This is a genomic window from Sinomonas atrocyanea (assembly GCF_030811715.1).
Lineage (GTDB): Bacteria > Actinomycetota > Actinomycetes > Actinomycetales > Micrococcaceae > Sinomonas > Sinomonas atrocyanea_A.
In genome coordinates this window covers 426069-445485 of the sequence record NZ_JAUSRH010000003.1, presented here as the reverse complement: position 1 = coordinate 445485, position 19417 = coordinate 426069, and the positions used below count along the sequence as shown (strand labels likewise).

17 protein-coding genes are annotated in these 19417 nt (G+C 71.7%); 5 read left to right on the top strand and 12 right to left on the bottom strand.

Annotated elements, in window-relative coordinates:
• The first annotated feature begins 18 nt into the window (after window positions 1-18).
• Window positions 19-603, top strand: a complete 585-nt coding sequence (locus J2W21_RS07530) for a DUF3043 domain-containing protein (protein ID WP_373423080.1) — start codon at window positions 19-21, stop codon at window positions 601-603.
• 311 nt (window positions 604-914) lie between these two features.
• Here J2W21_RS07530 and J2W21_RS07525 read toward each other — a convergent pair whose 3' ends face one another.
• Complete coding sequence (locus tag J2W21_RS07525) at window positions 915-1997, bottom strand: quinone-dependent dihydroorotate dehydrogenase (protein ID WP_307113862.1); 1083 nt, start codon at window positions 1995-1997, stop codon at window positions 915-917.
• Between the two features lie 63 nt (window positions 1998-2060).
• Here J2W21_RS07525 and J2W21_RS07520 point away from each other — a divergent pair, with 63 nt between their 5' ends.
• Window positions 2061-3044: an alpha/beta hydrolase gene (locus J2W21_RS07520; RefSeq protein WP_307113861.1), complete on the top strand. Its 984-nt coding sequence runs from the start codon at window positions 2061-2063 to the stop codon at window positions 3042-3044.
• On the opposite strand, the gene J2W21_RS07515 is transcribed toward J2W21_RS07520, so the two are convergent.
• The 3 genes from J2W21_RS07515 to leuA form a co-directional block, all read right to left on the bottom strand.
• On the bottom strand, window positions 3041-3859 hold the full coding sequence (locus tag J2W21_RS07515; RefSeq protein WP_307113985.1) for an isoprenyl transferase: 819 nt from the start codon (window positions 3857-3859) through the stop codon (window positions 3041-3043). The two genes, J2W21_RS07520 and J2W21_RS07515, sit on opposite strands and share 4 nt — an antisense overlap.
• Before the next feature lie 69 nt (window positions 3860-3928).
• Entirely contained in the window at window positions 3929-4693 is a 765-nt protein-coding gene (recO, locus tag J2W21_RS07510) for a DNA repair protein RecO (protein ID WP_307113860.1), read from the bottom strand.
• Window positions 4694-4783: 90 nt separating this feature from the next.
• Complete coding sequence (gene leuA / locus J2W21_RS07505; RefSeq protein ID WP_307113859.1) at window positions 4784-6529, bottom strand: 2-isopropylmalate synthase; 1746 nt, start codon at window positions 6527-6529, stop codon at window positions 4784-4786.
• A gap of 239 nt (window positions 6530-6768) precedes the next feature.
• Between leuA and J2W21_RS07500 the strand changes: the two genes are divergently transcribed.
• Window positions 6769-8733, top strand: coding sequence for a M13 family metallopeptidase (locus J2W21_RS07500; RefSeq protein WP_307113858.1), 1965 nt, complete (start codon window positions 6769-6771; stop codon window positions 8731-8733).
• 91 nt (window positions 8734-8824) lie between these two features.
• Here J2W21_RS07500 and J2W21_RS07495 read toward each other — a convergent pair whose 3' ends face one another.
• The 5 genes from J2W21_RS07495 to J2W21_RS07475 all read right to left on the bottom strand — a co-directional run bounded on the left by J2W21_RS07495 (window position 8825) and on the right by J2W21_RS07475 (window position 14236).
• A complete protein-coding gene (locus tag J2W21_RS07495) occupies window positions 8825-10354 on the bottom strand; it encodes an LCP family protein (RefSeq protein WP_307113857.1) in 1530 nt (509 codons plus the stop codon).
• Between the two features lie 94 nt (window positions 10355-10448).
• Complete coding sequence (gene era / locus J2W21_RS07490; RefSeq protein WP_307113856.1) at window positions 10449-11399, bottom strand: GTPase Era; 951 nt, start codon at window positions 11397-11399, stop codon at window positions 10449-10451.
• Window positions 11392-12690, bottom strand: coding sequence for a hemolysin family protein (locus tag J2W21_RS07485; RefSeq protein ID WP_307113855.1), 1299 nt, complete (start codon window positions 12688-12690; stop codon window positions 11392-11394). Before J2W21_RS07485 ends, era begins: the two co-directional genes overlap by 8 nt.
• Window positions 12687-13160, bottom strand: a complete 474-nt coding sequence (gene ybeY, locus J2W21_RS07480; protein WP_307113854.1) for an rRNA maturation RNase YbeY — start codon at window positions 13158-13160, stop codon at window positions 12687-12689. Before ybeY ends, J2W21_RS07485 begins: the two co-directional genes overlap by 4 nt.
• Complete coding sequence (locus J2W21_RS07475) at window positions 13157-14236, bottom strand: PhoH family protein (protein WP_373423079.1); 1080 nt, start codon at window positions 14234-14236, stop codon at window positions 13157-13159. The genes ybeY and J2W21_RS07475 overlap by 4 nt, the downstream gene beginning before the upstream one ends.
• Before the next feature lie 255 nt (window positions 14237-14491).
• Between J2W21_RS07475 and J2W21_RS07470 the strand changes: the two genes are divergently transcribed.
• On the top strand, window positions 14492-15442 hold the full coding sequence (locus tag J2W21_RS07470; protein WP_307113853.1) for a GerMN domain-containing protein: 951 nt from the start codon (window positions 14492-14494) through the stop codon (window positions 15440-15442).
• Here J2W21_RS07470 and J2W21_RS07465 read toward each other — a convergent pair.
• The 3 genes from J2W21_RS07465 to hrcA are packed head-to-tail and all read right to left on the bottom strand — an operon-like array spanning window position 15439 to window position 18385.
• On the bottom strand, window positions 15439-16224 hold the full coding sequence (locus tag J2W21_RS07465; RefSeq protein WP_307113852.1) for a 16S rRNA (uracil(1498)-N(3))-methyltransferase: 786 nt from the start codon (window positions 16222-16224) through the stop codon (window positions 15439-15441). The two genes, J2W21_RS07470 and J2W21_RS07465, sit on opposite strands and share 4 nt — an antisense overlap.
• Before the next feature lie 2 nt (window positions 16225-16226).
• Window positions 16227-17354: a molecular chaperone DnaJ gene (gene dnaJ, locus J2W21_RS07460; protein WP_307113851.1), complete on the bottom strand. Its 1128-nt coding sequence runs from the start codon at window positions 17352-17354 to the stop codon at window positions 16227-16229.
• A 14-nt stretch (window positions 17355-17368) separates the two neighbouring features.
• Entirely contained in the window at window positions 17369-18385 is a 1017-nt protein-coding gene (gene hrcA, locus J2W21_RS07455) for a heat-inducible transcriptional repressor HrcA (RefSeq protein WP_307113850.1), read from the bottom strand.
• 168 nt (window positions 18386-18553) lie between these two features.
• Here hrcA and J2W21_RS07450 point away from each other — a divergent pair, with 168 nt between their 5' ends.
• The gene (locus J2W21_RS07450) at window positions 18554-19405 is read left to right on the top strand and encodes a DUF3097 domain-containing protein (protein WP_307113849.1); all 852 of its coding nucleotides are present in this window, start codon (window positions 18554-18556) and stop codon (window positions 19403-19405) included.
• The last annotated feature ends 12 nt before the right edge of the window (window positions 19406-19417 follow it).

The window sequence follows — 19417 nt, the reverse complement described above, 5'->3', positions numbered from 1 at the left end:
GGCCGGTATCCTTGGAGGGTGTTTGGACGCAAGAACGAGCCCGCTGCCGAGAGCTCCCCGCAGCCCGCCGAGCCCCAGGTCCCGGTCGTGGGCAAGGGGACCCCGACCCCGAGGCGCAGAGACCAGGAGGCGGCGCGCCGGCGCCCCCTCGTCCCCACCGACCGCAAGGCGTCGAAGGCCGCCGAGCGGCAGGCCGCGGTGGAGGAGCGCCAGCGCGTGCGCCGGGCCCTCGAGACCGGGGACGAGCGGAACATGCCGTTCCGCGACAGGGGCCCGCAGAAGCGGTTCGCCCGCGACTTCGTGGATGCGCGCTTCAACCTCGGCGAGTACCTGATGTTCGCGGCCCTGGCCTTCGTGGTCATCTCGTTCATCGTCCCGCAGGCCGCCGCGGCCCAGGTGTTCATCCTGGGGGCCTTCTGGATCGTCTTCCTCCTGGTGTTCGTGGACACCTTCTGGCTCTCGCGCCGGCTCAAGCGCGGCCTCCAGGCCAAGTTCGGCGAGGTCGAGCGCGGCACCGTCTGGTACGGCAGCATGCGCGCCCTCCAGTTCCGTCCACTGCGGCTGCCCAAGGCCCTCGTCAAGCGGGGCCAGTACCCGAGCTGACTGCACCAGGGCCGACGGCCCCGAGCTGGCGGATCTGGCCGGCAGCAGCGGGGGCGCTGCCCTCGCCTGCCCTGACCACGACGGCGGGGGGGCCCCCCCCCCCCGGGGGGGGGGCGGGGGGGGGGGGCCCCCGGGGGGGGCCGGGGGGGGGCGGGGGCGCCGGGGCCGGCGGCGGCGGCGCGGACGCCCCCCCCCCCGCTGGGTTGGGCGGGGTCCCCGCGCCGCGGTACGGGTGGGGGCGCCCGCCCCCCCCCGGGGGGCCCCCCGCCGCCGTCGTCCGTTCCCCTGAGGGAGCGCCGGTTGGCGCCGGGTCAGCGGCTTCGTGCCGGGGCGACGGTATGGGCGAGGCCGCGGTTGACGGCGGCTGCCCAGAAGGGGCCCTCGTAGAGGAAGGCGGTGTATCCCTGGACGAGCGTCGCGCCGGCGTCGAGGCGCTCGCGGACGTCCTCCGCCGTCTCGACCCCGCCCACGGCGACGAGCGTGAGCCGGTCCCCCACCGCGGCCCTGAGCCGGCGCAGCACCTCGAGCGCACGGCGCTTGAGCGGTGCGCCCGAGAGTCCGCCCGCGCCGGCGGCCTCGACCGCGTCTGCGGGGCTCGCGAGGCCCTCCCTTGAGATCGTGGTGTTGGTGGCGATGATGCCGTCCAGTCCCATCTCGAGCGCGAGCCGCGCGACGTCGTCGACGTCCGCGTCGGAGAGGTCCGGGGCGATCTTCACCAGCAGCGGCACCCGGCGCCCGGCGGCGGCCTCGGACTCCTCGCGCACGGCAGCCAGGAGCGGCCGGAGGGTCTCGACGCTCTGCAGGAGGCGCAGCCCGGGCGTGTTCGGCGAGCTGACGTTCACCACCAGGTAGTCGGCCACCGGGGCGAGCTCGCGTGCGCTCACCCGGTAGTCCTCGACGGCGTCCTCGAGCTCCACGGCCCTGGTCTTGCCGATGTTCACGCCGATGACGGGCCGGGCGGCGCCGTAGCGGGCCTCGAGGGCGGCCCGTGCGGCGGCGATGCGGGGTGCGACGGCGGCGGCGCCGTCGTTGTTGAAGCCCATCCTGTTCACGACCGCGCGGTCCTCGATCAGCCGGAACAGGCGCGGCTGCGGGTTGCCCGGCTGGGCCTGCCCGGTGATGGTGCCAACCTCGATGTGCCCGAAGCCGAGCTCGGCCAGGGCCTCGATCCCGCGGCCCTCCTTGTCGAAGCCGGCCGCGAGGCCGAAGGGCGAGGGGAAGACGAGCCCGAGGGCTTCGGTCCGCAGCGACGGCGACGGCGCCGTGTACCTCGCGAGGAGCCGGCCGAGTCCGCACGTGTGGACCGCCCGGATCGCGCCGAACCCGATCCGGTGGGCCCGTTCGGCGTCCATCCAGGAGAAGGCAGCACGGAAGAACAGGGGGTAGAAGCGCATGGGTCTAGTCTCCCATGCCCGCCGCTCTCTACTCTCGTTCTTGACGCCACGACAGGAGGCCCCATGCCGCTCCACTGGACCCAGGACTTCCTGGGCCGCGGCGTCGAATCGGCGCCGCTCGGCCGCGGCCGGCGCGGCGAGCTCGGCACGCTCATCCGGTTCGACCCGGCGGAGGACTCGTCGGATGTCGAGGAGCACAGATCCGCGGACCCGGAGGAGGGGTCGCTGCTGTACGTGCACGGCTGGAGCGACTACTTCTTCAACCTCGAGCTGGCCCATTTCGCTGCCGCCCGTGGCTTCCGGTTCTACGCCCTCGACCTCCCCGAGCACGGACGCAGCCTGGAGGGGGGCGAGCTGCCCGGGTTCGTCGGCTCCGCGGAGCACTACCTCGAGAGCCTGGGTGCGGCGGTCGCCGCCGTGCACGCGGACTCGGGGGCCCGGCCGGTGCTCATGGGCCACTCGACCGGGGGCCTCGCCGCCGCGCTGTACGCGCAGCGGTCCGGGGACCAGCTGGCCGGCCTCGTCCTGAGCAGCCCGTGGCTCGTGGCCCACGGCGGCGCGGCGGCCGGCCGGGTCCTCGAGGCGGCCCTGCGCCCGGTGTCGGTGCGGTGGCCGCGCCAGCAGCTGCCCCTGCCCTCCCGCGGCTACTTCTGGCGTGCGGTCGCGAAGGAGGCCGGCGGCGAGTGGGAACTGCGCGAGGACCTGCGCCCGCGCAACGCGTTCCCCGTGCGGCTGGGCTGGCTCCACGGCGTCCTCGAGGGGCAGCGTCTCCTGCGCTCGGGCCCGAGAATCGAGCTGCCGTCCCTGCTCCTCGCGTCCACGACCTCGGATGTGGGGCCGGTGTGGCGCGAGCGCATGCGAGAGCGCGACGCGGTCCTCTCGATCGCCCCGATGCGCCGGGCTGCGTCCGAGCTGTGCGTGCAGCTGGAGGAGGCGCTCGTGGAGGGCGGCCTGCATGACGTGCTGCTCTCCCCCGCCCCCGTGCGGAACGAGGCCTACGGCCGGCTGGGGCGCTGGCTCGAGAAGCTCGGGCGGGAAGAGGGCTAGCCCGCCGGGGCGCGGTCGACCGCGCCGCCGTAGCGGCGGTCGCGGCGCGCGTAGATCTCCACGGCCTCCCAGAGGGTGCGCCGGTCGACGTCCGGCCACAGCGTGTCGAGGAACACCATCTCCGCGTACGCCGACTGCCACAGCAGGAAGTTGCTCAGGCGCTGCTCGCCCGAGCTGCGCAGGAAGAGGTCCACGTCCGGCAGGTCGGGCTCGTCGAGGTAGCGCTGGATGGTCTTCTCCCCCACGCTGCTCGCGCGGAGGCGGCCGGCCTCGACGTCACGTGCAATCGCGGCGACGGCGTCGGCGATCTCCGCTCGTCCCCCGTAGTTGACGCACATCGTGAGGTGGCACACCGTGTTCTGCCGGGTGTAGGCCTCCGCGTCCTCGAGCTCCTTGATCACCGAGCCCCAGAGGCGGGGCCGGCGCCCGGCCCAGCGGATGCGCACGCCCCACGAGTCCAGGGTGTCGCGCTGGCGCCGCAGGACGTCCTTGTTGAAGCCCATGAGGAACCGGACCTCCTCGGGCGAGCGCTTCCAGTTCTCCGTCGAGAACGCGTAGACGGAGACGTACTCGATGCCGAGTTCGATCGCGCCGGCCATGACGTCGAGCAGTGCGGGTTCCCCGGCCTTGTGGCCCTCGATGCGCGGAAGGCCCCGCTGGTTGGCCCAGCGGCCGTTGCCGTCCATCACGATCGCCACGTGCCGCGGCACGAACTCGCGCGGGATGTCGGGAGCGGTGGCCCCCGAGGGGTGCGGGAAGGGCGCGGTCGGGGCAGCGCGGCCCGTGCGGGGGCGGCGCGGGGAGAGGGGGGTCACGAGGGCGGTCACCGTCCGGAGTCGGGTTGGGGGTCTTCTCGGCCGCGGACGACGCCGCGCGGCCGGCGGTCAGGGATCTGCGGGCTCCCGCTCGACGAGCTTGAGGGATCCCACGGCGCGTTCGAGGTGCCACTGTGCATAGGCGGCGACGAGGCCGGCGGCCTCGCGCCGGTGCGGAGACTCGGAGGAGTCGGCCGCGTCCCAGTCGCCGGCCAGCAGCGCGGCGAGCAGCCGGACGGTCTCCTTGGCCGGGGCCGGGGATCCGGGCGGGCGGCACGAGGGGCAGACAATGCCGCCGAGGGCTGCGCTGAAGGCCCCGTGCGGTCCAGGCTCGCCGCAGCGGGCGCAGTCGGTGAAGCTCGGCGCCCACCCTGCGGTCGCGAGGGCCCGCAGGAGGTAGGAGTCGAGGATGAGGCCGGGCGCGTGGGCTCCCCTGCTCAGGGCGGCGAGGGCTCCGACGAGCAGCAGGTACTGCGCGGTCGCGGCGTCGGCCTCGGAGGCCGTCAGCCGCTCCGCCGTTTCGGCCATCGCCGCTGCCACCGTGTAGCGGGAGTAGTCCGCGGCGATCGGGGCGCCATAGCTGGCCCGAGCGGCGGCCTGGCTGACGATCTCGAGCGACCGGCCGTGCACGAGCTGGAGCTCGGCGACCATGAACGGCTCGAGGCTCGCTCCGAAGCGGCTGCGGGTACGCCGCACCCCCCGAGCGACGGCTCGGACCTGCCCGTGCGAGCGCGTCAGCAGGACGACGATCCGGTCCGCCTCGCCGAGCTTGTGGGTGCGCAGCACCACGCCGTCGTCCCGGTAGCTCCGGGATGCGAACGTCGTCTCAGCCATGACGCCCATTCTCCCACCGGAAGTGCCGCCCGGGCGGCACGACGGCGCCGGGGTGGCCCGGCGCCGTCGTCCGCCCTGCCTGGAGGTGCCTCAGGCGGCAGCCTCGGCGTCACGCAGCGCGCGGTTCACGGCGGAGATGACCGCCTTGAGGGAGGACATCGAGGTGTTGGGGTCGATGCCGACGCCCCACAGGACGCGTTCCCCGACCGCGCACTCGACGTACGCCGCGGCCCGGGCGTTGCCGCCCTCGCTCAGCGCGTGCTCGCTGTAGTCCAGGACCCGCACGTCGATGCCCTCCTGGGCGAAGATGTCCAGCAGGGCGGCGATGGGCCCGTTGCCCGTGCCGGTGCGCTCCACGCGCTGGCCGTCGATCCGCAGCGTCGCGTTGAGCGTCATCGTGCCGTCCTCGTCGGACTCCGCCGTGACGTGGCTCAGCGCGTACTTGCCCCAGGCCCTGCCGTCCTCGGTCGAGGGCAGGTACTCGTCGGTGAAGATGGCCCACAGCTTGGCGGCGCTGACTTCGCCGCCGGCGGTGTCCGTGTGCCGCTGGATCACGCCCGAGAACTCGATCTGCGCCCGGCGCGGGAGGTCCAGGCTGTGCTCGTTCTTGAGCAGGTAGGCCACCCCGCCCTTGCCGGACTGGGAGTTGACCCGGATCACGGCCTCGTAGCTGCGGCCGAGGTCCTTGGGGTCGATGGGCAGGTACGGGACCTGCCACGTGAAGTCCTCCACGGCCTTCCCGGCGGCAGCGGCGTCGCGCTCGAGCGCCTCGAAGCCCTTCTTGATCGCGTCCTGGTGGGACCCGGAGAAGGCGGTGAACACGAGGTCGCCGCCGTAGGGGACGCGCTCGCCGACCGGCAGCTGGTTGCAGTACTCGACGGTGCGGCGGACCTCGTCGATGTTGGAGAAGTCGATCATCGGGTCGACGCCCTGGACGAACATGTTCAGGCCGAGCGTGACGAGGTCGACGTTGCCGGTGCGCTCGCCGTTGCCGAACAGGCACCCCTCGATGCGGTCCGCGCCCGCCATGTAGCCGAGCTCGGCGGCGGCGACCCCGGTCCCCCGGTCGTTGTGCGGGTGGAGGGACAGGATGATGCCCTCGCGCGGGTGCAGGTTCCGGCTCATCCACTCGATCGAGTCGGCATACACGTTCGGGGTGGCCATCTCGACCGTGGCCGGCAGGTTGACGATCACCTGGTTGTCCGCGCTGGCCTCGAAGACCTCGGCGACGGCGTTGCAGACGCGGGCGGCGTACTCGAGCTCGGTGCCCGTGAACGACTCCGGGGAGTACTCGTACGTGATGTGCGTGTCCGGGATCATCTCCTGGTACTTCTTGCACAGCAGGGCACCCTGCACGGCGATGTCGAGGATGCCGTCCTCGTCCTGGTTGAACACGACCCGACGCTGCAGGACCGAGGTCGAGTTGTAGAGGTGCACGATGGCCTGCTTCGCACCGGCCAGGGCCTCGTAGGTCCTCTCGATGAGGTGCTCGCGCGCCTGGGTCAGGACCTGGATGGTGACGTCGTCCGGGATGTGGTTGCCGTCGATGAGCTGGCGGACGAAGTCGAAGTCCGTCTGCGACGCCGAGGGGAAGCCCACCTCGATCTCCTTGTAGCCCATGTCGACCAGGAGCTTGAACATCTTCAGCTTGCGGGCCGGGCTCATGGGGTCGATGAGTGCCTGGTTGCCGTCCCGCAGGTCCACGGCGCACCAGCGCGGCGCCTTCTCGATCCGCTGGTCCGGCCACGTCCGGTCGGGCAGCTCGACGGTGATCTGCTCGTGGAAGGGCTGGTAGCGGTGGACGGGCATGCCCGAGGGCTTCTGAGCGTTGCGCATGATTTTACTGTAGGCCTTTCGTAGCTGCTGTGATCCGCGGCGGCCGAGCACGGGCGAACTCCGCGGCGGGGATCGGCCTGCGGCGGATCAGCACTGGATCAGCGGCTAGAAGGCCCCGCCACGGCAGCTAAGAAGAAGCAGCGCGGTTGGCACACGCCCACGATAGCATCCGCTCATGGCGCACCCGAGCGGGTGACGCCGCGGCGCCTAAGATGAAGCGTCCGCAGACAGGAGGCACCATGACCATCCCAGCCGCGCCGTCCGGCGTCGACCGCCAGTACTTCGATGACGGCGTCAGGGCGCAGGACGACCTGTACCGCCATGTCAACGGAGGGTGGCTGAGCTCCACCGAGATCCCGGCGGACCGTGCCCTCGTCGGGACGTTCGTGCAGCTGCGGGACCTCTCCGAGGAGAACGTCAGGGCCCTCATCGAGGACCTCGCCGGCGGCGATCACCCGGAGGGCTCGGACGAGGCGAAGATCGGCGCGTTCTTCCGCTCGTTCATGGACGTGGGACGCGTCGAGGAGCTGGGCGCCGCTCCCCTGCAGCCGCTGCTCGCCGAGATCGCGGCGGTGGACGACGTCGCCTCGCTCGTCACGACGTCGGCCCGCCTCGGGCGCGGGGGCACTGAGGGACTGTTCAGCTTCTACGCGGCGCCCGACGCCGGCAACCCCGAGCGGGTGGTCCTCTACGCGAGCCAGGGCGGCCTGGGCCTCCCCGATGAGTCCTACTACCGCGACGAGAAGTTCGCAGAGACGGTCGCCGCGTACGAGGAGTACCTCCGAGACGTCTTCGCCCTGCTGGGCTCGGGCTCGGCGACGGAGGACGCCGCCGAGGTCCTGGGCCTCGAGCGGCGGATCGCGGCCCTCCACTGGGACAGGGTGGCCCTCCGCGACCCCCAGCGGACCTACAACCTGCGCACCGAGGCAGAGGCGACCGAGGCGTTCGGGCACTTCGCTGCCTGGGCCGAGGCCACCGGCGTCCGCCCCGACGCGCGGGCCGAACTCGTGGTGGGCAACCCGGACTTCCTCGCGGGCATCGCAGGGCTCCTGGAAGAGGCTCCGCTGCACGCCTGGAAGCTGTGGCTCACTGCGCATCTCGTGGGCGCCGCGGCGCCGTTCCTCTCCACGGTGTTCGTGGACCGCCACTTCGCGTTCTACGGCACGGTCCTCTCGGGCACCCCGCAGAACAAGGAGCGGTGGAAGCGCGGCGTCGGCGCGGTCGAGGCCGGCCTCGGGATGGCCGTGGGCCGGCTCTACGTCGCCCGCCACTTCCCCGAGGGCCACAAGGCGGCCATGCAGGAGCTCGTGGCGAACATCGTCGAGGCGTACCGCGAGAGCATCTCCGTCCTGCCCTGGATGGGCGAGGAGACGCGGGAGCGGGCGCTCGAGAAGCTCGCGGCCTTCCGCCCCAAGATCGGCTACCCCGACGAGTGGATCGACTTCTCCGATGTGGTGGTCGACGAGGCGGACCTCCTCGGCAACGTCTACCGCGCCCACGCGGCCGAGCTCGACCGGCTGCTGGACGAGATCGGCAAGCCGGTGGACCGCGTCAAGTGGCTCATGACGCCGCAGACGGTCAACGCGTACTACCACCCGCTCATGAACGAGATCGTCTTCCCGGCGGCCATCCTCCAGGAGCCGTTCTTCCACCCGGACGCGGACCCGGCGGTGAACTACGGCGGCATCGCCGCCGTGATCGGGCACGAGATCGGTCACGGCTTCGACGACCAGGGTTCGCAGTTCGACGGGACCGGCGCCCTGCGGAACTGGTGGACCGACGCGGATCGCAGCTCCTTCGAGGCGCTCACGGCCCGGCTCGTGGACCAGTTCAATGCGCTGTCCCCGGCTGAGACACCCGGCCACACCGTCAACGGCCGGCTCACGCTCGGCGAGAACATCGGCGACCTCGGGGGCCTCGGCATCGCCTACAAGGCCTACCGGCTGAGCCTGCACGGTCAGGAGGCACCGGTGATCGACGGCCTCACCGGCGCGCAGCGGTTCTTCGTCTCCTGGGCCACGGTCTGGCGCCAGGTCTGCCGGCCGGAGGAGACGCTGCGGCGCCTCTCGATCGACCCGCACTCCCCCAACGAGTTCCGCACCAACGCCGTCGCCAAGAACCTCGACGCCTTCCACGAGGCGTTCGGTGTGGCGGAGGGCGACGCGATGTGGCTCGCGCCTGAGGAGCGCGTGACCATCTGGTAGGCCGCGCGCTGCGCACACACGGCGGCCCCGGATCCCCTGCTGGGAATCCGGGGCCGCTGCCGTTCTCCGCGCGAGCCGCGGGACGGCGCTGTCACTGGCCGAAGGCCGCCTGGCAGGTGCTCTGGGCCGCGGTCTGCGCCACGAGGTTGTCCGGCATCTTCGGGGTGTAGTGCGTGCCGGTCGTGAAGTCCTGCCCCACGTAGAGCTGCACGCCGTAGACATTGGGCGCCTGCTGCACCTGGGACGGGGGGATCCCGAGGCTGGCGGCGACGTCGGCCGCGACGTCCGCGAAGTCAGCCCCGTAGTAGACGTTGGTCGTGCCGACCGGCGGCGCCGTGAACTGCGTCGTCTTCGTGAAGCCCTGGCCGGCGAGGAACTTCACCAGCTCCGCGGAGCGGCCGGCGACCCCCGAGCCGTCGGCGACGGTCACGGGCTGGATCGACTTGTCGTAGGCAGGCGTAGCGGGCGCCGAGGGGGACTTCGTCGGGGCGGCGCTCGGGGTCTTGGCCGGCGCGGGCGCCGTGAGGTCGCGGTTCTCCTGGAGCGCCTGGAAGAGCGCTCCCGCTGCCGGCTGCTTGATCTGGACGCGGTTGGGGTCGCCCGTGTAGGGCTCCCACGGGACCGTCACGAACGAGACCTTGGCGAGATCCACGGCCTTGAGGCGGCCGGCGATGGTCAGCATCGTCTGCGGGCTGCCGAGCCCCTGGTCGACGGTGAGGTTCTTGGTGATCGTGTCAGCGATGGAGAGGAGCTTCGGGACGTCGGAGAGAGTACCGTCCGACTTGACCTTCCGGGCCAATGACGCCAGGAACTCCTGCTGGGACCTGATGCGGGACAGGTCGCTGCCGTCGCCCACGCCGTGGCGGCTGCGGAGGAAGGCCAGCGCCTGCTCGCCCTGGACCATGTTGTTCCCCGCGTTCAGCTTCAGCCCCGACGCCGGGTCGTCGATCGGCGCGTTGACGCACACCTGCACGCCGCCGATGGTGTTGGAGAGGTCCTTGACGGCATTGAAGTCGGCGACCATGAAGTGGTCGATCTTCAGGCCCGTGAGCGCGTTCACGGTGTCGACGGCGCAGCCGGGGCCGCCCTCGGCCATGGCTGAGTTGATCTGGCCCACGGCCTGCGCCGGGTAGTCCCGGTTCGTCTTCGGGTCGTGGCACTTCGGGATCGGCACCATGAGGTCGCGCGGGAAGCTCGTCATCGAGACGACCTTGTTGTCCCCCGAGATGTCCATGAGGATCATCACATCGGAGTTGCCGTACCCGGAGCTGTCCGCCTGGGAGCCATAGGCCGCGTCGGCGCCCGACCGGGTGTCGGTGCCGATGATGAGGATCTGGAGGGGATCAGTCGCGTCGTTCGTCGCATCCGCCGTCGCGTTGCCTGCACTCAGCGGGGCCTGGTGGAGGTTGGACCCGAGCCGGATGAACCAGTAGCCGGCGAAGGCGATGACTCCGACGAGGACCAGCGCAACCACGCCGCCGATGATCTTGAGGGCGAGATGCCGCCTCCCGAGGGGACGCGCATGGCGCAGCGGGGCGGATCCGTTCGGGCGTGCGTGGTGCACGCCGCTGCGTCGGGCGCTGCTGGGAGCAGCCGGCGCGGCGTCGGCGCGTCGAGCCAAGGAGAGGCCTTCCTGCGAGGGGCTGGGTCGGTATATGGTAACCGGCCGCCCTGTGTAGGCCCTGTAGGCGGAGCCGGGGCGGCGGCACGCCCGGTCAGAACCCGAGCCGGCCCAGCTGCTTGGGGTCGCGCTGCCAGTCCTTGGCGACCTTCACGTGCAGGTCCAGGTAGATGCGGGTCCCGAGGAGGGCCTCGATGCCGCGCCGCGCCGCGGTGCCGACCTCGCGCAGCCGCGAGCCGCCCTTGCCGATGATGATCGCCTTCTGCGAGGGACGCTCGACGAACAGGTTGACCCTGACGTCGAGGAGCTGGTTGTCCTCGCTGCGTCCTTCGCGCGGCACGATCTCCTCGACCACGACGGCGAGGGAGTGCGGGAGCTCGTCGCGGACGCCCTCGAGGGCCGCCTCGCGGATCAGCTCGGCGACCATGACCGCCTCGGGCTCGTCCGTGAGCTCTCCGTCCGGGTAGAGCGGCGGCGAGGCGGGCATGTGGCCGATCAGGACGTCTGCGACGGTGGAGACCTGGTACCCGTCCTGCCCGGACACGGGCACGACGTCGGCCCAGCCCTCGCCGCCGAGGACCTCGCGGCCGAGCGCGTCGACAGCGAGGAGCTGCTCGGTCAGCTGGGCGCGGTCCACGAGGTCGGCCTTGGTGACGAGCGCGACGATCGGCTTGCGCGGGACGGCGGCGAGCTGGTTGGCGATGTACTTGTCGCCCGGGCCGATCCGCTCGTTCGCGGGGATGCAGAACCCGATGGCGTCGACCTCCGAGAGGGTCTCGGCCACGAGGTCGTTCAGCCGCTGGCCGAGCAGGGTCCGCGGGCGGTGGAGCCCGGGGGTGTCCACGAGGATCAGCTGGCCGTCCTCGCGGTGGACGATGCCGCGGATCGTGTGCCGCGTCGTCTGGGGCTTCGCCGAGGTGATCGCCACCTTCTGGCCCACGAGGGCGTTGGTCAGCGTCGACTTGCCCGCGTTCGGGCGCCCCACGAGCACGGCGAAACCGGCGCGGTAGTCGGGGGCGTTCTGCCCCTCGGTCTTCTCAGCCATGGGTGTTCCCTGCCTCGTCGTTGTTCTCAGTAGTCGTGGTCGGTTCGGCGCGCTCGGCGAGGATGTGGCTGATCCTGTTCCGGCGCCCGACCCTCCGCTCCGCGGTCAGCCGGATTCCGTGGACGTCGGCGGTGCTGCCCACAATCGGCACCCGGCCCAGGCCCTTGGCGAGGAGCCCGCCGACGGTCTCCACCTCGTCGTCCTCGAGGTCGACGTCGAACAGCTCGCCGAGGTCGTCCAGGCCCATGCGGGCGGCCACGCGGAACCGGCCGCCGCCGAGGTCGAGGGCCTCGGCCTCGTCGTCGTCGTACTCGTCGACGATCTCGCCGACGAGCTCCTCGATGAGGTCCTCGAGCGTGACCAGGCCGGCGGTGCCTCCGTACTCGTCGACGACGATGGCCAGATGGGTCGACTCGCGCTGCAGTTCCTTCAGCAGTTCGTCGACGGGCTTCGACTCGGGCACGAAACGCGGCTCGCGCGCCAGCGAGTCGACGGCCTCGCGCTCGGCGCCCGGGGCCTCGTGGAGCCGCGCGGCGACGTCCTTGAGGTAGAGGATCCCGATGACGTCATCGAGGCTCTCCCGGAACACCGGCACGCGCGAGCACCCGGACCTCAGGAAGAGCGACATGGACTGGCGCAGCGTCGACCCGGACTCGATCGCGACGATGTCGGTGCGGGGCACCATGACGGCGCGCACGAGCGTCTCGCCGAGTTCGAACACGGACTGGAGCAGTTCGGCCTGCTCGTCCTCGAGATCCTCAGTGTCGCTCGAGCGCTCGACGAATTCGCGCAGCTCGGTCGAGGTGTACGTGGCCTCCTCGTGGCGCGGGTCGGTGCCGGTGGCGGCGCTCCCGAGCCGCACGAGCCACCCGGGAACGGGGCCGAGGGCCGCCCGGAGGCCGCTCAGGAGCGGCGCGGACACTGCCGCGATCGGCAGCGCGTGCTGACGGCCGAGCTGACGCGGCGACACCCCGACGAGCAGGAAGCCGATGAGTGCCATGACGACGGTGGCGGCCAGGCCCGCGAGCCACACGTTGTCCAGCCAGCTGTGGACGAGGACAGCGACGGCCACCGCCGCGGCCGTCTCGAACCAGATGCGCCAGAACCGCAGGGCGTGCAGGTGCGGCACCGGATCGGCCAGGACCCGCGCGAGGGCGGCGGCATGCCCGGCCTCGATGTGCTCCTCCGCGTCGTGGCGCGGGAGGAAGGCGAACGCCGCCTCAGCGGCGGCGAGGAAACCTGCGAGGACGACGAAGACGAGGGCGAGGGTGAGGAGGAACGCGGTGGTCACGCCACCGTCTCGCTCGGTGCCGGCCTCCCGAGGAATTCGGTGAGCAGCTCGCGCTGGAGGGTGAACATCTCGTCCCGCTCCTCCGGCTCGGCGTGGTCGAACCCGAGCAGGTGCAGGATGCCGTGGGTCGCAAGCAGGAGCATCTCGTCATCGGCCGGGTGACCCCCGCGCTCCGCCTGCTGGGCCGCAACCTGAGGACAGATGGCGATGTCCCCGAGCATGCCCTGGGGCGTGGGCCGGCCCGGGGCGCCGGGCGTGAGCTCGTCCATCGGGACGGAGAGCACGTCCGTGGGTCCGGGCTCGTCCATGAGCTCGAGGTGCAGCCGCTCCATGGCCTCCTCGTCGACCAGCAGGATCGAGAGTTCAGTCTGCGGATGGAGCCACAGGCGGTCGAACACGAACCGTGCGAGGCGGACGAGGGCTTCGGCGTCGACCTCGAGGCCGGACTCGTTGTTGACTTCGATGCTCACGGTTCCAGCTTAGACTCAGGCGCGCCGGCGGCCGGCGACCAGGCCCCCTGCGCGCGGGCCTGGTCGCGCCGGCGCTGTGCCCTCGCACGCTCCTTCGCGTCCCACCGTCCATAGGCGTCGACGATGTCTCCCACGAGCCGGTGCCGGACCACGTCCGAGGCATCGAGCACCGAGAAGTTCACATCCTCGACGCCCTGGAGGATCTGCTGGACGATCCGCAGGCCCGAGGCCGCTCCCGTGGGGAGGTCGACCTGGGTCACGTCCCCGGTCACGACCATCTTCGAGCCGAAGCCCAGGCGCGTGAGGAACATCTTCATCTGCTCGGGCGTGGTGTTCTGCGCCTCGTCGAGGATGATGAAGGCGTCGTTGAGGGTGCGCCCGCGCATGTACGCGAGCGGGGCGACCTCGATGGTGCCGGCCGCCATGAGCCGCGGAATGGACTCGGGGTCCATCATGTCGTGCAGCGCGTCGTAGAGGGGACGCAGGTACGGGTCGATCTTGTCGCTGAGGGTGCCCGGGAGGAACCCGAGCCGCTCCCCCGCCTCCACGGCGGGCCGCGTGAGGATGATCCGGCTGACGTCCTTGTGCTGGAGCGCCTGCACAGCCTTGGCCATCGCGAGGTAGGTCTTGCCTGTTCCGGCGGGGCCGATCCCGAAGATCACGGTGTTGGCGTCGATCGCGTCGACGTACTCCTTCTGGTTGGCCGTCTTGGGCCGGATCGTCCGGCCCCGGCTCGAGAGGATGTTGTGCGTGAGCACATCGGAGGGGCTCGCGACTGTCTGGGTGCGGAGCATTGCGACGAGCTGCTCGAGCGACGCTGTGGTCACCGTGGCGCCGCTCGCGGCAATGGCCGAGATCTCCTCGAAGAGGCGCCGGATATGCGGGACCTCGGCAGTCGGGCCGACGATCGTGAGCTCGTTCCCCCGTGCGTGGATCGACACCGCCGGGAACTGCTCCTCGACGTACCGCAGCGCTTCGTCGTGGGGGCCGAGGATGCGGACCATCTCGTCGCTCGAACCGAAGCGCAGCACCTCGGTGCGGGCCGCAGGGGTGGTGTGCGGGAACTCCGCGGTCACAGGCGTGTCTCTCCTCCTCGGTGCGGCCGTCGCCGCTCGTGGCCGGCCCTCTGGCCGCCCGTTCAGTCCATCCTACTGCCGTGCCTGGCACGGGGGCCGTCGGACGGGAGATCGGCTCCGGGCAAAGCCGTTGGAAATATCAATCGTGCATCACTTGGGACACTATTCCCCTCACGGCCGGGACCGGGCCGAGATGCTGTGCCAAGCTGGACGGTGGCCCCAGGGAGGGCCTCCGATTGATCTGCAGGGGAACCGATGGCACTTCGAGCTGGGCTGGGGAGCGGGCGCCGACCGGGCGCGCGGGTCCTTGCTGCCGCCCTCCTCGCCGCGGGCCTGCCCCTTGCGGGCTGCACGGCAGTCGGCACCCCGCAGCCGAGCATTGCTGCGGGGTCGACGGCGGGCCCCACCAGCGGAATGACGCAGGCCTCCGCTCCTCTCGAGACGTCCCAGACCTCGGCGAAGGCGCCGGTGTACTGGCTGGGCCGGGCCCGGGACGGCGTCTACCTGTACCGGGAGTTCCGCGACGCCGATTCGCACGACAACCCCATCGCGACCGCCCTGCGGATCATGATGTCGCAGAAGCCGCTCGATCCCCACTACTTCAGTCCGTGGCAGTCGCCCAAGAAGCTCGCCGCGTCCGTCTCGGGGCGGAACTACATCACTGTCGATGTCTCCGACGACGCGTTCAACACCGGCGTGGACGAGCCGACGGCGCAGCTCGCGGTCCAGCAGCTGGTCTACACCGCGACGGCGGCGGCGGCCAGCTCGGGACTCGTCGACGCCGGACAGCCGATCTCGGTCATGCTCCTGGTCGACGGCCGGACCTCCCAGCTGGCCTTCGAGCGGGTCCAGCTGGGGCAGCTCATGCAGCGCGACCCGTCCATGATCGCGCCGGTGTGGATCATCGACCCGCAGGAAGGGAGCCAGCTCAAGGGCTCGCTCAAGGTCTTCGGCCGGGCCACCTCGCCGGACAAGCCGTTCGCGTGGCAGGTCCTGCGGCACGATGCGCAGGGGAACCGGTCGGTGTACGTCAGCGGGAACGTGACCCCGGGGCATGAGGCGGGGCATCTGGGCGAGTTCACCTTCTCGGTGAACCTGCCGCCCGGGAACTACGAGGTGCGGGTCCTGCCCGCGGAGGACGCCTCGCCGTCGGCGACCTCGAGTACCGCGGCCTGGGACTCCAAGTCGTTCACCGTCACGGGCTAGCGGCCGTCCCTGGTTCCCCAGCGGCCCAGGTGTTCGCCGGCGAGTGCGAGCGCGGCCGGTCCTGCCGTCGAGGACCGCAGCACGTGGGGGCCCAGAAGAGCTGTGCGCGCCCCCGCCTGGACGAAGCGGCCGAGTTCGGCGGGGCTGATGCCGCCCTCCGGGCCCACGATGAACAGGATCTCCCCCTCGGCGGCCGTTCCGTCCGCCAGGGCCACACCGCGAAGGATCTCCGCGAGCGATTCCCTCGCCTCCTCGTGGAGCACGACTGCGAGCCGCGCCTGCGCGATGCGCTCGGCGAGGCGGGCGTCGTCGAGCGCGGGCTCGACGGCCGGCACCCAGGCGCGGCGTGCCTGCTTGGCCGCCGCGAGGACCACCGAGCGCCACTTCGCGATGGCCTTCTGGGCGCGCTCGCCTTTCCACCGCACGATCGACCGCTCGGCCTGCCACGGGATGACCGCATCCACGCCGAGTTCGGTCGCCGTCTCGGCGGCGAGCTCGTCCCGGTCGCCCTTGGCCAGCGCCTGGACGAGCACGAGCCGGAAGGGCGGGCGCTCCTCGTGCACGACCGTGTCGACGACCGCCTCCAGCACGGAGCCCTCGGCCCTGCTGACCGTGCCGACGGCGCGGGTGCCGGCGCCGTCCGAGACGTCGACGCCCTCCCCCACGCCCAGCCGCCGGACCGCGACGGCGTGCCGGCCCTCGGCCCCGTCGACCGTCATGGTGCTTCCGGGGACTGCGCCGTCGAGCGCGCCGGGGGCGACGTAGAAGAGCGGCCGGGACATCGTCAGAGATTGCCGAGCTTGTCGCGGAGCTTGGCGAACATGCCGCCGCTGCCCACGAGCTTGCCCTCGCCGACCTGCTCGCCGCGCAGCTTGGCGAACTGGCGCAGGAGCTCCTCCTGCTCGGCGTCGAGCTTGGTCGGGGTCTCGACCCTGACGTGCACCAGGAGGTCCCCGCGGCCCGTGCCGCGCAGCCGGGCAACGCCGAGGTCGTGCAGGGTCACCACATCGCCCGACTGGCTCCCGGGCCGCAGCGTGATGCTCTGCTCTCCGTCGAACGTCTCGAGGGTCATCTCGGACCCGAGCGCCGCCGCGGTCATGGGGACGCTGAGCGTCGCATGCAGGTCGTCGCCCTCACGTGTAAACGTGGGGTGGGCGGCCACGCGGATCTCGACGTAGAGGTCGCCGGAGGGGCCGCCGGCGGTGCCGGCCTCGCCCTGGCCGGCGAGCTGGATGCGGGTACCCGTGGACACGCCGGCCGGGATCTTGACGGTGAGCGAGCGCCGGCTGCGCACGCGGCCCTCGCCGCCGCACTCGTTGCACGGGCTGGGGATCTCCGTGCCGAACCCCTGGCAGGTGGGGCACGTGGCCATGGTCATGACCTGGCCGAGGATCGAGCGGACCGGGCGCTGGATGTGGCCCGAGCCTCCGCAGACGCCGCAGCGGACGGGCTGGGTGCCCGGCTCGCAGCACGAGCCGTCGCAGCGGGTGCAGACGACGGCGGTGTCGACCTCGAGCTTCTTGTTGACGCCGAAGACGGCATCCTTGAGCTCGATCCGGACGGCGATGAGCGCGTCCTGTCCGCGCCGGACCCGGGACGCGGGGCCGGACTGCGCCGCGCCGCCGCCGAAGAAGGTCTCGAAGATGTCCTGGAAGGCGAAGCCGGCCCCGTTGTAGCCCCCGGAGAAGCCGTTGTCGGTGCCGTTCTCGTTGCCCGTCGTGTCGTAGATCCGCCGCTTCTGGGGGTCCGAGAGGACTTCGTAGGCGTGGGTGACCGCCTTGAAGCGGTCCGCGGCGTCCTCGCCCGGGTTCATGTCCGGGTGGAGCTTGCGGGCCAGCTTCTTGTAGGCCTTCTTGATCTCCTCGGGCGTCGCATCCGTCTGCACGCCGAGGGTTTCGTAGTGGCTGCTCACAGTTCTCTTTCTTCTCAGCTTCCGGCGATGATCTTCGACAGGTAGCGGGCGACCGCCCGCACCGCGGCCATCGTGGCCGGATAGTCCATGCGTGTGGGGCCGAGGATGCCGAGCTTCGGGCCGTCGTCCTGCCCGTACCCGGTTGCCACGACGGAGGTCTCGGCGAGGCCGACGTACGGGTTCTCCCGCCCGATCGTCACCGTGACGCCGCGGGGGTCACTCGCCATCTCCGAGAGGAGCCTCAGGAGGACGACCTGTTCCTCGAGCGCCTCGAGCACCGGCGAGATGCTCTGCAGGAAGTCGCTGTTCGACCTCGCGAGGTAGGCGGTGCCGGCCATCACCATCCGGTCTTCGCGGCTCGCCTCGGCGAGGGTGCCGAGGCCGTGGGCCAGCTCGGCGCCCAGCCGCTGGTCCTGCGGCGCGAGCGAGGCGACGACCTCCGCCGCTCCCGCGGAGAGCCGTGCGACGGCAGTCCCGGCGAGTCCGTCGAGGAACCGCTGCCGCAGGTAGGCGAGCCGGTCCCGGTCGACGTCCTCGCTCACGGTGTGCACGCGCTGCTCGACCGTGCCGGTGTCCGCAATGAGGACGAGCAGCACCTGGCGCGGGGCCATGGACACCGCCTCGACATGGCGAACCTTGGCGCGGCCCAGCTGCGGGTACTGCACGACGGCGACCTGGTTGGTCAACTGCGACAGGAGCCTGACCGTGCGCTCGAGGACGTCGTCCAGGTCGTTCGCTCCGTCCAGGAGCGCCTGGATCGCCTGCTTCTCGGCGGCGGACAGCGGCCGCACCGCAGCGAGGTGGTCCACGAAGACCCGGTAGCCCTTGTCAGTGGGCACGCGCCCGGCGCTCGTGTGCGGGGCCGTGATGAGGCCGTCGTCCTCGAGGGCGGCCATGTCGTTGCGGATCGTGGCGCTCGAGACGCCGAGCCGGTGGCGTTCCACGAGCGCTTTGGACCCGACGGGCTCGCGGTAGTGGACGTAGTCCTCCACGATCGCCCGCAGGACCTCCAGCTTCCGGGGCTCGTTCATCACACCTCCTGCTGCGACGGCGGGCGGCGCACCCGCGGCTTAGCACTCTCTGGGATCAAGTGCTAAGTCTAGTACGCACACCGGCCCCGGCGGGAACCCCCGTGCTGTGCCCTCGGCCACGGCGCGTCCGCGGGGCGCGACGGCGCGGGCCGCCGTAGGATTCGGCGGGTGGACCGACTCAGCTATGACTCCTGGGGGCCGGCCGACCTCGCTGCCCCGTCCCGTGCCGAACTGCCCCTCGTCCCCGCCGAGCTCGGACTCGTCCTCGAGGACGCCGAGAGCGGCTGGGTCGGCGCCGTGGTCCGTGTGGAGAAGTCCGGCGGGATGCACGTCATGAGCCTCGAGGACCGGCGCGGGCGCACCCGCTCGTTCCAGCTCGGGTTCGGCTTCCTCCTCGACGGCCGGCCCGTCCGCGTCGGGCCGCCGGCCCCGCGGACCCAGCCCGCTGCCCCTGCCCGCACCGCGTCCGGTTCCGTCCGCGTCGAGGGGTTGCGCGCGCAGGTGGCGAAGGCGAGCCGGGTCTGGGTCGAGGGCAAGCACGATGCCGAGCTCGTGGAGAAGGTGTGGGGCGACGACCTCCGCGTGGAGGGGATCGTGGTCGAGCCCCTGCACGGAGTCGACGACCTGGCGGGGGCAGTCGCCGCGTTCGGCCCCGGGCCGGGCCGGAAGCTCGGGATCATCGTGGACCACCTGGTGGCGGGCTCGAAGGAGTCGCGCATCGTCGCCGAGGCGATGGCGGTGCCCGGCGCCGCTGGGAACGTGCTCGTCGTCGGCCACCCCTACGTGGACGTCTGGCAGGCCATCAAGCCCTCGGTGCTCGGCATCCCCGCGTGGCCCACCGTCCCACGGGGGACGGACTGGAAGACCGGGATCCTCAAGGCCTTCGGGTGGCCGCACCGCACCGCGGAGGACGTCGGGCTCGGCTGGCAGAAGCTCCTCGGGGCCGTGCGCACCTACGCCGATCTGGAGCCCTCGCTGCTGGGCCGTGTCGAAGAGGTCATCGACTTCCTGACCGCCTGAGCACCCAACCTT

What these genes read in the sequence shown, in the direction of transcription:
- J2W21_RS07525 (WP_307113862.1), bottom strand. Translation starts at nt 1,997, where the DNA reads ATGCGCTTCTACCCCCTGTTCTTCCGTGCTGCCTTCTCCTGGATGGAC.
- J2W21_RS07520 (WP_307113861.1), top strand. Translation starts at nt 2,061, where the DNA reads ATGCCGCTCCACTGGACCCAGGACTTCCTGGGCCGCGGCGTCGAATCG.
- recO (WP_307113860.1), bottom strand. Translation starts at nt 4,693, where the DNA reads ATGGCTGAGACGACGTTCGCATCCCGGAGCTACCGGGACGACGGCGTG.
- leuA (WP_307113859.1), bottom strand. Translation starts at nt 6,529, where the DNA reads ATGCGCAACGCTCAGAAGCCCTCGGGCATGCCCGTCCACCGCTACCAG.
- J2W21_RS07500 (WP_307113858.1), top strand. Translation starts at nt 6,769, where the DNA reads ATGACCATCCCAGCCGCGCCGTCCGGCGTCGACCGCCAGTACTTCGAT.
- era (WP_307113856.1), bottom strand. Translation starts at nt 11,399, where the DNA reads ATGGCTGAGAAGACCGAGGGGCAGAACGCCCCCGACTACCGCGCCGGT.
- J2W21_RS07470 (WP_307113853.1), top strand. Translation starts at nt 14,492, where the DNA reads ATGGCACTTCGAGCTGGGCTGGGGAGCGGGCGCCGACCGGGCGCGCGG.
- J2W21_RS07465 (WP_307113852.1), bottom strand. Translation starts at nt 16,224, where the DNA reads ATGTCCCGGCCGCTCTTCTACGTCGCCCCCGGCGCGCTCGACGGCGCA.
- hrcA (WP_307113850.1), bottom strand. Translation starts at nt 18,385, where the DNA reads ATGAACGAGCCCCGGAAGCTGGAGGTCCTGCGGGCGATCGTGGAGGAC.